The 12,041-nt window shown below is 63.8% G+C and carries 14 protein-coding genes; 1 reads left to right on the top strand and 13 read right to left on the bottom strand.

What is annotated here, in order from left to right; translation table 11 throughout:
• Position 1: 1 nt before the first annotated feature.
• The 13 genes from rplW to AAFF27_02830 form a co-directional block, all read right to left on the bottom strand.
• Complete coding sequence (rplW, locus tag AAFF27_02890) at positions 2–322, bottom strand: 50S ribosomal protein L23 (protein ID XAH24152.1); 321 nt, start codon at positions 320–322, stop codon at positions 2–4.
• Complete coding sequence (rplD, locus tag AAFF27_02885; GenBank protein ID XAH24151.1) at positions 319–939, bottom strand: 50S ribosomal protein L4; 621 nt, start codon at positions 937–939, stop codon at positions 319–321. The genes rplW and rplD overlap by 4 nt, the downstream gene beginning before the upstream one ends.
• Positions 939–1,616, bottom strand: a complete 678-nt coding sequence (gene rplC, locus AAFF27_02880) for a 50S ribosomal protein L3 (GenBank protein XAH24150.1) — start codon at positions 1,614–1,616, stop codon at positions 939–941. The genes rplD and rplC overlap by 1 nt, the downstream gene beginning before the upstream one ends.
• Positions 1,617–1,878: 262 nt before the next feature.
• On the bottom strand, positions 1,879–2,190 hold the full coding sequence (gene rpsJ, locus AAFF27_02875; protein ID XAH24149.1) for a 30S ribosomal protein S10: 312 nt from the start codon (positions 2,188–2,190) through the stop codon (positions 1,879–1,881).
• 27 nt (positions 2,191–2,217) lie between these two features.
• A complete protein-coding gene (gene tuf, locus AAFF27_02870) occupies positions 2,218–3,408 on the bottom strand; it encodes an elongation factor Tu (protein XAH24148.1) in 1,191 nt (396 codons plus the stop codon).
• Between the two features lie 144 nt (positions 3,409–3,552).
• Positions 3,553–5,652: an elongation factor G gene (fusA, locus tag AAFF27_02865; GenBank protein ID XAH24147.1), complete on the bottom strand. Its 2,100-nt coding sequence runs from the start codon at positions 5,650–5,652 to the stop codon at positions 3,553–3,555.
• 92 nt (positions 5,653–5,744) lie between these two features.
• Entirely contained in the window at positions 5,745–6,218 is a 474-nt protein-coding gene (gene rpsG / locus AAFF27_02860; protein ID XAH24146.1) for a 30S ribosomal protein S7, read from the bottom strand.
• A 153-nt stretch (positions 6,219–6,371) separates the two neighbouring features.
• Positions 6,372–6,749, bottom strand: a complete 378-nt coding sequence (gene rpsL / locus AAFF27_02855; GenBank protein XAH24145.1) for a 30S ribosomal protein S12 — start codon at positions 6,747–6,749, stop codon at positions 6,372–6,374.
• A 110-nt stretch (positions 6,750–6,859) separates the two neighbouring features.
• The gene (locus AAFF27_02850; GenBank protein ID XAH24144.1) at positions 6,860–8,035 is read right to left on the bottom strand and encodes a D-alanyl-D-alanine carboxypeptidase family protein; all 1,176 of its coding nucleotides are present in this window, start codon (positions 8,033–8,035) and stop codon (positions 6,860–6,862) included.
• 62 nt (positions 8,036–8,097) lie between these two features.
• Positions 8,098–8,730, bottom strand: coding sequence for an alpha/beta fold hydrolase (locus AAFF27_02845; GenBank protein ID XAH24143.1), 633 nt, complete (start codon positions 8,728–8,730; stop codon positions 8,098–8,100).
• Between the two features lie 73 nt (positions 8,731–8,803).
• Positions 8,804–9,157, bottom strand: coding sequence for a (2Fe-2S) ferredoxin domain-containing protein (locus tag AAFF27_02840; GenBank protein XAH24142.1), 354 nt, complete (start codon positions 9,155–9,157; stop codon positions 8,804–8,806).
• A 10-nt stretch (positions 9,158–9,167) separates the two neighbouring features.
• Complete coding sequence (locus tag AAFF27_02835; GenBank protein ID XAH24141.1) at positions 9,168–10,304, bottom strand: VanZ family protein; 1,137 nt, start codon at positions 10,302–10,304, stop codon at positions 9,168–9,170.
• 2 nt (positions 10,305–10,306) lie between these two features.
• Positions 10,307–10,735, bottom strand: coding sequence for a CopD family protein (locus AAFF27_02830; protein XAH24140.1), 429 nt, complete (start codon positions 10,733–10,735; stop codon positions 10,307–10,309).
• Positions 10,736–11,029: 294 nt separating this feature from the next.
• On the opposite strand from AAFF27_02830, the gene hemB reads away from it, so the two are divergent.
• The gene (gene hemB, locus AAFF27_02825) at positions 11,030–12,040 is read left to right on the top strand and encodes a porphobilinogen synthase (protein ID XAH24139.1); all 1,011 of its coding nucleotides are present in this window, start codon (positions 11,030–11,032) and stop codon (positions 12,038–12,040) included.
• Position 12,041 lies beyond the last annotated feature (1 nt).

Below are 12,041 nucleotides of genomic sequence, written 5' to 3'. Positions count from 1 at the left end.
ATTACGCGGCCTCCCCGGACAGGTTCAGCTCTTGACCCGGTTGCAGCGTCACGTAGGCCTTGCGCACGTTGTCGCGGCGGCCAATGGACTTGCCAAAACGCTTGGTCTTGCCTTTGGTGTTGAGCACGGACACGCCCTTGACCTGGACCTTGAACATCAGTTCAACGGCAGCCTTGATCTCTGGCTTGGTGGCGTCCTGCAGCACCTTGAACGTGACGGCATTGGACTTCTCACCCACCATCGTGGCCTTTTCGGACACGATCGGTGCGAGCAGCACGGCCATCAAACGACCTTCATCAAACTTCGCGATGGGGGTGCTCATGCGAACATCTCCTTGAGTTTGTCGATCGCGCCCTTGGTGACGAGCACTTTCTTGTAGTGCACCAGCGACACCGGATCGGCGTAGCGCGGTTCAACAACCAGCACGTTCACCAGATTGCGCGATGCAAGGTACAGGTTTTCGTCGACTTCTTCGGCAATCACCATCACCGATTGCAGGTTCATCGCCTTGAACTTGTCGGCGAGCTGCTTGGTCTTGGGCGAATCCACGGTCAGCGAGTCAACCACAGCCAGGCGGCCTTCGCGGGCCAGCTGCGAGAAGATGGAGGCCATGCCGGCGCGGTACATCTTCTTGTTGATCTTCTGCGTGAAGTTTTCGTCAGGCATGTTCGGGAAAATCCGGCCGCCCCCACGCCACAGAGGCGAGGACGTCATACCGGCACGGGCGCGGCCCGTTCCCTTTTGCTTGAAAGGCTTCTTGGTCGAATGGTGGACCTGTTCGCGATCCTTCTGGGCACGGGTGCCCTGGCGCGCATTGGCCTGGAACGCGACGACGATCTGGTGCACCAGATCTTCGTTGTAGTCGCGACCGAACACGGTTTCCGGCGCTTCGAATTTGGAATCAGCCTGGCCTTGTGCGTTCAGGAGTTCGAGTTGCATCACTTCGCTCCCTCAGCAGCTGGCTTGGCCTTGATGGCCGGACGCACGGTCACGAAACCGCCCTTGGAGCCAGGAATGGCACCCTTGATCAGCAGCAGCTGACGGACTTCGTCCACGCGGATCACGTCGAGGTTCTGGGTGGTGACGAGGTCGTCGCCCAGGTGGCCCGACATCTTCTTGCCAGGGAACACGCGACCCGGATCCTGCGCCATCGAGATGGAGCCCGGAACGTTGTGCGAACGGCTGTTACCGTGCGACGCGCGTTGCGACTTGAAGTGATGGCGCTTGATCGTGCCGGTGAAGCCCTTACCGATGGTCGTGCCTTGCACGTCCACCTTCTGGCCCACCGTGAACAGCGACTCGGCCTTGACCACGCCGCCGGCTTGGTACTGGCCCGCTGCATCAGCGGTCACGCGGAATTCGCGGATGATTTCACCGGCTTCCACGCCAGCCTTGGCCAGGTGGCCCGCCAGGGGCTTGACCACGCGCGAGGCCTTACGTGCGCCGAACGTCACCTGAAGGGCGACGTAGCCATCGTTCTCTTGGGTTTTAACCTGGGTCACGCGGTTGTTGGACACGTCCACCACCGTGACAGGCACTGCGTCCCCGTCATCGGTGAAAAGACGCATCATGCCCACCTTGCGACCCAGCAACCCGAGGGAGTTGCTCAGACTCATGTGTTTTCTCCAAAACTCTCGCCGCAACGACTGCAATTGGCCGCTGCGTTTGCACGCGCGCCAAATCGAAGTTGCGCGTGCGCGAAAGAAGGTTGATAAAAATTCCGCCAGACCTACGCAAGACGCAAATCGGGCAGAGCCGCGCATTCTAGCCCGCCTAAAAAAATAGCGCAAGCATCCGATCTGGCAATGCCAGTACGCCCCATGAAAAAAGCCCATCCGGCGCAGGCACCGGATGGGCTTCAGACGGGCGCGCTGCGTGTTACTGCAGCTTGATTTCCACGTCGACGCCTGCCGGCAGGTCGAGCTTCATCAGCGCGTCAACCGTCTTGTCGGTTGGGTCGACGATGTCCATCAGACGCTGATGGGTGCGGATTTCGAACTGATCGCGGCTGGTCTTGTTGACGTGCGGCGAGCGCAGGATGTCGAAACGCTTCATGCGCGTCGGCAGGGGCACCGGGCCCTTGACGATGGCGCCGGTGCGCTTGGCGGTGTCAACGATTTCAGCGGCGGACTGGTCGATCAGCTTGTAATCGAAAGCCTTGAGGCGGATGCGGATCTTTTGCTTGGACATGATGGTGTTTCCTCGTGTTCGCGCAAATTACGCAATGATCTTGGCGACGACGCCCGAACCCACGGTACGGCCACCTTCGCGGATAGCGAAGCGCAGGCCTTCTTCCATGGCGATGGGGTTGATCAGCTTGACGGTGATCGACACGTTGTCGCCTGGCATGACCATTTCCTTGTCGGCCGGCAGCTCAATGGCGCCGGTGACGTCGGTGGTGCGGAAGTAGAACTGTGGACGGTAGTTGTTGAAGAAGGGCGTGTGACGGCCGCCTTCGTCCTTGCTCAGCACGTAGACTTCTGCGGTGAAGTGCGTGTGCGGCTTGATGGAGCCGGGCTTGCACAGCACTTGGCCGCGTTCGACGTCTTCACGCTTGGTGCCGCGCAGCAGCAGGCCGACGTTGTCGCCAGCTTGGCCCTGGTCGAGCAGCTTGCGGAACATTTCGACGCCGGTGCAGATGGTCTTTTGCGTGTCGCGGATGCCGACGATTTCGATTTCTTCGCCAACCTTAATGACGCCGCGCTCGACAGCGCCGGTCACGACGGTGCCGCGGCCAGAGATGGAGAAGACGTCTTCGACGGGCATCAGGAAGGCACCGTCCACTGCGCGCTCAGGCGTGGGGATGTAGGTGTCGAGGGCTTCGGCCAGCTTCATGATGGACTCTTCACCCAGCGGGCCCTTGTCGCCTTCGAGGGCGAGCTTGGCAGAGCCGTGGATGATGGGGGTGTCGTCGCCAGGGAACTCGTACTTGTCGAGCAGCTCGCGCACTTCCATTTCGACGAGTTCGAGCAGTTCGGCGTCGTCGACCATGTCGCACTTGTTCAGGAACACGATGATGTAGCCAACGCCCACTTGGCGGGCCAGCAGGATGTGTTCACGGGTCTGGGGCATCGGGCCGTCAGCGGCCGAGCACACCAGGATGGCGCCGTCCATTTGGGCAGCACCGGTGATCATGTTCTTGACGTAGTCGGCGTGACCAGGGCAGTCGACGTGTGCGTAGTGGCGGTTGGCCGTTTCGTACTCGACGTGTGCGGTGTTGATCGTGATGCCGCGGGCCTTTTCTTCGGGCGCTGCGTCGATCTGGTCGTAGGCCTTGGCTTCGCCGCCAAACTTGGCCGACAGCACGGTGGCGATCGCTGCCGTCAGCGTCGTCTTACCGTGGTCAACGTGGCCAATCGTGCCCACGTTCACGTGGGGCTTCGTGCGGGTGAATTTACCTTTTGCCATTTTTTCAACTCCAAAGAGCAATGTCCGTGTAACGGTTTAATGTCTGCACCCGATTGCTGGTTCGCCCCGCACGGACAACAGGGCGGCACCGGATCGCAGACAGGAAGAAAGCCACCAGAGCATCAAGCTCCGGTGGCTCAGTTTTTACTTGGCGCGCGAAGCGACGATGGCTTCAGCCACGTTACGCGGGGCTTCCGCGTAGTGCTTGAATTCCATCGTGTAGGTAGCACGGCCTTGCGACATCGAACGCAGCGTGGTCGAGTAGCCGAACATTTCGGACAGCGGCACTTCGGCCTTGATGGCCTTGCCGCCGCCGACCATGTCGTCCATGCCCTGCACCATGCCGCGACGCGAGGACAGATCGCCCATCACGTTGCCGGCGTAGTCTTCAGGCGTCTCGACTTCCACAGCCATCATGGGCTCCAGGATGACCGGGCCGGCCTTGCGGCAGCCTTCCTTGAAGCCGAAGATGGCAGCCATCTTGAACGCGAGTTCGTTCGAGTCCACATCGTGGTACGAGCCGAAGTGCAGCGTGACCTTGACGTCGACCACCGGGTAGTTGGCCAGCACACCTTGCGTGACGGCTTCATTGATGCCCTTCTCGACCGCAGGAATGAATTCGCGCGGCACGACACCGCCCTTGATCGCGTCGACGAACTCGATGCCCTTGCCCGGCTCGTTCGGCTCGATCTTCAGCACGACGTGGCCGTACTGGCCCTTGCCGCCGGATTGACGCACGAACTTGCCTTCAGCCTCTTCCACCGTCTTGCGGATGGTTTCGCGGTAGGCCACTTGCGGCTTGCCGACGTTGGCCTCGACACCGAATTCGCGCTTCATGCGGTCCACGATGATTTCAAGGTGGAGCTCGCCCATGCCGGCGATGATGGTCTGGCCAGACTCTTCGTCGGTCCGCACGCGGAACGAAGGATCTTCCTGGGCCAGGCGCTGCAGCGCGATGCCCATCTTTTCCTGGTCAGCCTTGGTCTTGGGCTCAACGGCCTGCGAGATCACGGACTCCGGGAACACCATGCGTTCGAGCGTCACGATAGCCGCTGGATCGCACAGGGTTTCGCCCGTGGTCACTTCCTTCAGGCCCACGCAAGCCGCGATGTCGCCGGCGCGGATTTCGCTGACTTCTTCACGGTTGTTGGCGTGCATTTGCACGATACGGCCGATACGCTCTTTCTTGCCGCGCACCGGGTTGTAGACGCTGTCGCCCTTGCTCAGCACGCCGGAGTAGACGCGCACGAAGGTCAACTGGCCCACGAACGGGTCGGTCATCAGCTTGAATGCCAGAGCCGAGAACTTCTCGTTGTCATCCGCCTTGCGGACCACCGGAGCTTCGTCTTCGTCCAGGCCATTGACCGGAGGAATGTCGGTCGGAGCCGGCATGTACTCGATCACGGCGTCGAGCATGGCTTGCACGCCCTTGTTCTTGAAGGCCGAGCCGCACAGCATCGGCTGGATTTCGCCAGCGATGGTGCGTTGACGGATGGCCGCCTTGATTTCTGCCTCGGTCAGCGCTTCGCCTTCGAGGTACTTGTTCATCAGCTCTTCGCTGGCTTCGGCAGCCGCTTCGACGAGCTTTTCACGGTATTCGTTGCAGACGTCGGTCAGGTTGGCGGGAATCTCGCCGTACTGGAAGGTCACGCCCTTGTCTTCGTCCCAGATGATGGCCTTCATCTTGACCAAGTCGACGATGCCCTGGAAGTGCTCTTCGGCACCGATCGGGATCTGGATCACGACGGGGTTGGCCTTCAGGCGGTCCACCATCATCTGGCGCACGCGCAGGAAGTCGGCGCCGGTACGGTCCATCTTGTTGACGAACGCGAGGCGGGGCACCTTGTACTTGTTGGCCTGGCGCCAGACGGTTTCGGATTGGGGCTGCACGCCGCCAACCGCGTCATACACCATCACGGCACCGTCGAGCACGCGCATCGAGCGCTCGACTTCAATGGTGAAGTCAACGTGGCCGGGGGTGTCAATGATGTTGATGCGGTGTTCTTCGAACTTGCCAGCCATGCCCTTCCAGAAGCAGGTGGTGGCAGCCGAGGTGATCGTGATGCCGCGCTCTTGCTCTTGCTCCATCCAGTCCATGGTGGCAGCGCCGTCGTGCACTTCACCAATCTTGTGGTTCACGCCGGTGTAGAAAAGAATGCGCTCGGTCGTCGTGGTCTTGCCAGCGTCGATGTGCGCCGAGATACCGATGTTGCGGTAGCGCTCGATAGGGGTCTTGCGGGACATGTGTTTCTCCTGGAACGGCGGAGAGCCCGCCCGCCGCGATATCGCAGCAGGTCGGGCTCACGCAGCCTGGGGGACTGAATAAGGACGGGTTCTTAGAAGCGGAAGTGGCTGAAGGCCTTGTTCGCTTCGGCCATGCGGTGCACTTCGTCACGCTTCTTCATGGCGCCGCCACGGCCTTCGGTGGCTTCGAGCAGCTCGTTGGCCAGGCGTTGAGCCATGGACTTTTCGCCACGCTTGCGAGCGGCTTCCTTGATCCAGCGCATCGACAGCGCCAGACGGCGCACGGGGCGCACTTCCACCGGGACCTGGTAGTTGGCACCACCGACGCGGCGGGACTTCACTTCCACCATGGGCTTGACGTTGTTGATGGCAACGGTGAAGGCTTCCAGGGGATCCTTGTCCGGGTTCTTCTTCTCGATCAGGTCGAGCGCGCCATAGATGATGCGCTCGGCGACGGCCTTCTTGCCGCCTTCCATGATGACGTTCATGAACTTGGACAGTTCGACATTGCCGTACTTAGGGTCCGGCAGGATTTCACGTTTAGGGACTTCGCGACGACGTGGCATTTTTCACCTCTTGTTTGCTTCAGTTGGCGCCCTGGCGGACACCGCGAGAGCCAGCAGGACTCTCACTTACTCGACCCGGACATCGGGTCACTACGCTGCATCTCCGCGCCACGCGGGAAACAGCACCTTCTAGACTGACGAAAAGCGCAGGGCTTACTTGGCCTTGGGCTTCTTGGCACCGTACTTGGAGCGCGATTGCTTGCGATCCTTGACGCCTTGCAAGTCGAGCGAACCACGAACGATGTGGTAGCGCACGCCTGGAAGATCCTTCACACGGCCGCCGCGGACCAGCACGACGCTGTGTTCCTGCAGGTTGTGGCCTTCACCGCCGATGTAGGAGATGACTTCGAAGCCGTTGGTCAGGCGAACCTTGGCGACCTTCCGCAGAGCGGAGTTTGGCTTCTTTGGCGTCGTGGTGTACACACGGGTGCATACGCCACGGCGCTGGGGCGAGTTTTGCATCGCGGGGCTCTTGGACTTGGTCTTTTCGACCTCGCGCCCCTGACGCACGAGCTGGTTGATGGTTGGCATTAAAACGTCCCTAAACGTTTGGAAAACGAAAACGTGAATCCCTTCGGAAGTTTTTCCGAAAAGCCCGCGAGTATAGCAGTGCCCCCCGATTGAGGGCAAATGCCGGCGATTTACTTGATCCAGAGGCGCATGGAATCCCAGGCGCGGCCGAAGAAGCCGGCCTGCGGCACGGCCTCCAGCACGACCAGCGGTACGTCGAGCAAGGGCTGGTCGGCCAGCGTCACCTTGAGCGTGCCGACGGCCTGGCCCTTGTCGAAGGGCGCCACCAGCGGATCGGGGCGCGCGACTTCGGTCTTGATCTTGGTGCCGCTGCCTGCAGGCACGGCAACGACGATGGCGCTGGGCCGGCCGAGCTTGATCTGGTTGCTGGAGCCCTTCCAGACGCTGGGGGTGACCACGGCCTGGTTGGCGTCGAACAGCTTGACCGCATCGAAAGCGGTATAGCCCCAGTTGAGCAGCTTCTGCGATTCATTGGCGCGCGCGCTGTCGCTGGCGGTGCCGAGCACGATGGATAGCAGGCGGCGCGAGCCAACGCCCGGGATGTCGCGCTTGGCGGTGGCGACCAGGCAGTAGCCGGCGGCTTGGGTGTGGCCGGTCTTCAGGCCGTCGACGGTGGGGTCGCGGTAGAGCAGCGTGTTGCGGTTGTGGCCGTTGCTGGCGGGCGTACCGGGATAGCGGTAGTCCTTCATGGCGTAGTAGCCGACGTATTCCGGGAAGTCCTGCATCAGCCGCGTGGCCAGGATGGAGAGGTCGCGCGCGGTGGTGGTGTGGCCGGGTTCGGTCAGGCCTTCAGGGTTCTTGTAGCCGGTGTTCTTCATGCCCAGGACCTTGGCCTGGTCATTCATCATCTGCACGAAGCGCTCGGCGCTGCCGCCGACGGCTTCGGCCAGGGCCATGGTGGCGTCGTTGCCGGACTGCACGATCATGCCCTTGATCAGGTCTTCCACCGGCACCTGCATCTTGGGGTCGATGAACATGCGCGAGCCGGGCATCTTCCAGGCGCGCACGCTGACCGGCATGGTCTGCTGCAGCGTGATCTTCTTGGCGCGTAGCGCGTCGAACACCAGGTAGGCCGACATCAGCTTGGTGAGCGAGGCGGGCTCGACCGGCATGTCTGCGTCTTTTTGCGCCAGGGTCTGGCCCGAGGTGACGTCAAACAGCAGGTAGGCGCGCGCGGCGATTTCCGGCGGTTGCGGCACCTGGGCGGCGGCCGGCAGCGCGGCGAGGAAAGGCGCGGCAAGCGCGGCGAAGACGAGCGCGCGAAGCGCCGGCAGGATGCGGGTCATGGAGGACGGAATACGGGGGATGAGGATGGAAGAAAGAGAAGAAACGCCGGAGCAGGCCACGCTCACGGCACCAGCAGGTGGCGCACCACCAGGCCCTTGAGCAGCGGCAATTGTCCGTGGAAAAAATGGCCGCCTCCGGGGACGACTGTGACAGGAAGTGTTTGCGGCCGGGCCCAATCCAGCACCGCGGCCAGGGGCACGGTGTCGTCCTGTTCGCCGTGCACGACCAGGGTGCGCGCATGGGCTTCGGGCGGCAGCGTGGCGACCTTGAAGCGGCTGGCTGCGGTGCCGACGAAGACGACCTGCTCGGCCGGCCGGGTGGGCCAGAGCGTGGCCAGCGCCTGGCTGGTGACGAAGGAGCCAAAGGAGAAGCCGGCCAGCGCCAGCGGGCCTTCGGGCGCCACCTGCTGGATCACCGCCAGCAGGTCTTCGGCCTCGCCACGGCCTTCGTCGTAAGTGCCGGCACTGGCGCCGACGCCACGAAAGTTGAAGCGCACCACCGTCCAGCCGCATTGCACGAAGGCGCGCGCCAGGGTTTGCACGACCTTGTTGTCCATGGTGCCGCCGAACAGCGGGTGCGGATGGCTGATGACGGCGACGCCGCGCGAGGGCGTGCCGTCGGCGGGCGCGTCGCGCAACGCCTCGATGGCGCCGGCGGCGCCGGTCAGGCGCAGGGACTCGGTTTGGGCATTCATGCGATTACTACTTTTTTCATAGCTATTAGCCCAGGCTGCACCTGGGCTAAAGCCACTTTTTATTCAAAAAATGTCAGCGACCCACGTGCGGCGGCAGCAGCAGGCGCTCGACGACTTCGCCGCGGCCCAGGTGGGCGTCGACGATCTCGTCGATGTCGGACTCGTCCACAAAGGTGTACCAGACCGCCTCGGGGTAGACCACGGCCACCGGGCCGCCGGCGCAACGGTCCAGGCAACCGGCCTTGTTCACGCGCACCTTGCCCGGGCCGGCCAGGCCGGCCGCCTTGACGCGTGCCTTGCAGTGGTCGAAGCCGCGCTGGGCGTCGTGCAGCGCGCAGCTGTCCTCGCCGTTCTTGCGCTCGTTCAAGCAGAAGAAGATGTGGCGTTCGTAATAAGAGGCGGAAGAGGAAGGCGCGGGCGTGCTCATCCGCGCCATTCTAGGCAGGGGCCTGTACCCGATCACGGCGCGATACCCGCACCAGCACATAGGCCAGCACCGCATACGGCCAGATCCAGCCCAGCCACTGCACCACGCCGTGGAAACGGATGAAGCGGCCCTGCTCCCAGGTCTGCAGGGTTTGCGCAAAGTAGGCGCTGGTGGGTGCGTCGTTGAGCAGGTTCAGGTGCACCGCCAGCGCCAGCAGGGCCAACGCCGCGCAGCCGCGGCGCGGCAGCGGCAGGGCCAGCGCGGCCAGTACCAGCGCGGCCGCCAGCCCGACCTGCACCGGGAAGGTCAGCCAGACCCAGGCATGGGCCGGCGCGTAGGTAAGGGCGGACGACAGCGTGGTCGCGGCCACGCCCAGTGCCAGGATGCAGACCGCGAACACCGCGCGCTGGCGCAAGGTGCGCACGATGCAGTAGCCCAGCAGGCAGGGGATGAGCGCGCCCAGCACCACGCACAGCAGCTCGGCGCCGGGCAGCAGGGGCTGCAGCTCGACGTCGCGCATCGGCAGCCATTCGAGGAAGGGCGTGCCGTCCAGCAGCGTGGCCAGGCCGTCTTCCAGGCGCTCCAGCACCTGGCCCAGGCCGAAGGGCACGGCCACCGGGAACAGCAGTGCCACCGGCCACAGCGCCAGCAAGGCCAGCGCGCCGCGGGCGTCGGGCACGAACCAGCGCTCGCGCAGGCGGTCCCAGCGGGCGATGGCGCCCAGCGGCTCCAGCAGCCAGGCCAGGAAGGCGCCGGCCGCAGCACCGGCGGTGTTGAGCGCCAGGTCCACATTGGAGGGCACGCGCGTGGGCAGGTAGCTTTGCAGCGTCTCCATCACCAGCGACAACAGGCCGCAGGCCAGCACCGCCCACAGCACGCCGCGCACGCCACGGCCCGAGCGCAGCGCCGCCAGCCCCAGCAGAAAACCCAGCGGCGCATAGCCCAGCACGTTGGAGACGACGTCGAACCAGGTCCACCAGCGCGGCAGCGGCGCCGCCAGGAAGGCCCAGGGCACGATGCCCTGGTCGCGCCAGTCAAAGAACGGGTACAGGCTGGCGTAGACGATCAGCGCCGCATAGGCCAGCGCCAGCGGCCAGGCCACGGTTTTGGGGCTGATCCCGAGCGGCTCGCCGCTTGGCCGGCGCATGATCAGAACGGCTTGACGACCACCAGCACGACGGCCGCCAGCAGCAGCAGCACCGGCACTTCATTGAACCAGCGGAACCAGACATGGCTGCGCTGGCTGCGGCCGGCCTCGAACTTGTGCAGCAGGCGGGCGCAGGCGTGGTGGTAGCCAATGGCCAGCAGCACGACGAACAGCTTGGCGTGCATCCAGCCGTTGCCCGGGCCGCGGCCAATGCCATAGCCCAGGAACAGCCAGCCGCCCAGCAGCACGGCCGGCACCGCCAGCAAGGCGGTGAAGCGCAGCAGCTTTCTGGCCATCAGCAGCAGGCGGTCGCGCTCTGCAACCGACCCAGGCGATACCTGCGCCAGGTTCACGAAGATCCGGGGCAGGTAGAACAGGCCAGCAAACCAGCTGGCGACGAAAACGATGTGCAGGGCTTTGATCCAGAGCATGGCCATCGGTCAAGTGTAGGACCAGGCCCGCAAGCAGGCCGGGCCGGCAAAAAAAAACCCGGCCCCTCTGAGAGGGCCGGGTGGAGGAAGCCTTTTTGCTGTCACACATCAAGGCACCCGCTCAGGGAGGAAAAGCGGGGGACGGCGCAAACCGTCCATGGGCGAATTTAGCGAAGTGTGACTTTTGTCGCAAGAAAAACTGTAACCATCGCCAAGCAGAATTCGGGCGGTGTGGTGCAATTGCCTCTCTCGCCCCATCTTCTGGCGCCCTGCCCCTTCGCTTTGCTGCCCGCCATGCACCACTCCGCTCCCACCCCCTACCCTCTCGCCCGGCCACGCCGGCTGCGCCGCGATGCCTTCAGCCGCAACCTGGTGCGCGAGCACATGCTGACCGCGCATGACCTGATCTACCCGGTTTTTGTGCTGGATGGCACGCAGCAGCGCCAGGCCGTCGCGTCGATGCCGGGCGTCGAGCGCCTGAGCCTGGACCTGCTGCTGCCGGTGGCCGAAGAGTGCGTCGCCCTGGGCATCCCGGTGCTGGCGCTGTTCCCGGTGATAGACCCGGCGCTGAAGACGCCCGACGGCCGCGAGGCGACCAACCCGAACGGCCTGGTGCCGCGCGTGGTGCGCGAGCTGAAGTCCCGCTTCCCCGAGCTGGGCGTGCTGACCGACGTGGCGCTGGACCCATACACCAGCCACGGCCAGGACGGCCTGCTGGATGACAACGGCTATGTGCTGAACGACGAAACCATCGAGGTGCTGGTGCGCCAGGCGCTGACCCAGGCCGAGGCCGGCGTGGACATCGTCGCGCCCAGCGACATGATGGACGGGCGCATCGGCGCGATACGCACCGCGCTGGAGGAGTGCGGCCATATCCACACCCGGATCATGGCCTACAGCGCCAAGTACGCGAGCGCCTTCTACGGCCCCTTCCGCGACGCCGTGGGCTCGGCCAAGAACCTGGGCAAGAGCGACAAGAAAACCTACCAGATGGACCCGGGCAACAGCGACGAGGCGCTGCGCGAGGTGGCCATGGACATCGCCGAAGGCGCCGACATGGTGATGGTCAAGCCCGGCATGCCTTACCTGGACATCGTGCGCCGGGTGAAGGACGAGTTCCGCGTGCCGACCTTCGCCTACCAGGTCAGCGGCGAATACGCCATGCTCAAGGCCGCCGCCGGCAACGGTTGGCTCGACAACGACGCCGCCGTGCTGGAAAGCCTGCTGGCCTTCAAGCGCGCGGGCTGCGACGGCATCCTGACCTACTGCGCGGTAGAAGCGGCACGGCTCCTTCAAAAACGATAGC

It is taken from the genome of Xylophilus sp. GW821-FHT01B05 (genome assembly GCA_038961845.1).
Classification (GTDB): domain Bacteria; phylum Pseudomonadota; class Gammaproteobacteria; order Burkholderiales; family Burkholderiaceae_C; genus Xylophilus.
The sequence above is the reverse complement of the archived record's forward strand: the minus strand, read 5'-3'. Positions and strand labels throughout refer to the sequence as shown.

Bases quoted from the DNA above. Each gene is read 5' to 3' on its own strand.
- AAFF27_02850 (XAH24144.1), bottom strand. From the start codon at position 8,035: ATGACCCGCATCCTGCCGGCGCTTCGCGCGCTCGTCTTCGCCGCGCTT.
- AAFF27_02830 (XAH24140.1), bottom strand. From the start codon at position 10,735: ATGCTCTGGATCAAAGCCCTGCACATCGTTTTCGTCGCCAGCTGGTTT.
- rplW (XAH24152.1), bottom strand. From the start codon at position 322: ATGAGCACCCCCATCGCGAAGTTTGATGAAGGTCGTTTGATGGCCGTG.
- AAFF27_02840 (XAH24142.1), bottom strand. From the start codon at position 9,157: ATGAGCACGCCCGCGCCTTCCTCTTCCGCCTCTTATTACGAACGCCAC.
- AAFF27_02845 (XAH24143.1), bottom strand. From the start codon at position 8,730: ATGAATGCCCAAACCGAGTCCCTGCGCCTGACCGGCGCCGCCGGCGCC.
- fusA (XAH24147.1), bottom strand. From the start codon at position 5,652: ATGTCCCGCAAGACCCCTATCGAGCGCTACCGCAACATCGGTATCTCG.
- rplD (XAH24151.1), bottom strand. From the start codon at position 939: ATGCAACTCGAACTCCTGAACGCACAAGGCCAGGCTGATTCCAAATTC.
- rpsJ (XAH24149.1), bottom strand. From the start codon at position 2,190: ATGTCCAAGCAAAAGATCCGCATCCGCCTCAAGGCTTTCGATTACAAG.
- AAFF27_02835 (XAH24141.1), bottom strand. From the start codon at position 10,304: ATGCGCCGGCCAAGCGGCGAGCCGCTCGGGATCAGCCCCAAAACCGTG.
- rpsL (XAH24145.1), bottom strand. From the start codon at position 6,749: ATGCCAACCATCAACCAGCTCGTGCGTCAGGGGCGCGAGGTCGAAAAG.
- hemB (XAH24139.1), top strand. From the start codon at position 11,030: ATGCACCACTCCGCTCCCACCCCCTACCCTCTCGCCCGGCCACGCCGG.
- tuf (XAH24148.1), bottom strand. From the start codon at position 3,408: ATGGCAAAAGGTAAATTCACCCGCACGAAGCCCCACGTGAACGTGGGC.
- rplC (XAH24150.1), bottom strand. From the start codon at position 1,616: ATGAGTCTGAGCAACTCCCTCGGGTTGCTGGGTCGCAAGGTGGGCATG.
- rpsG (XAH24146.1), bottom strand. From the start codon at position 6,218: ATGCCACGTCGTCGCGAAGTCCCTAAACGTGAAATCCTGCCGGACCCT.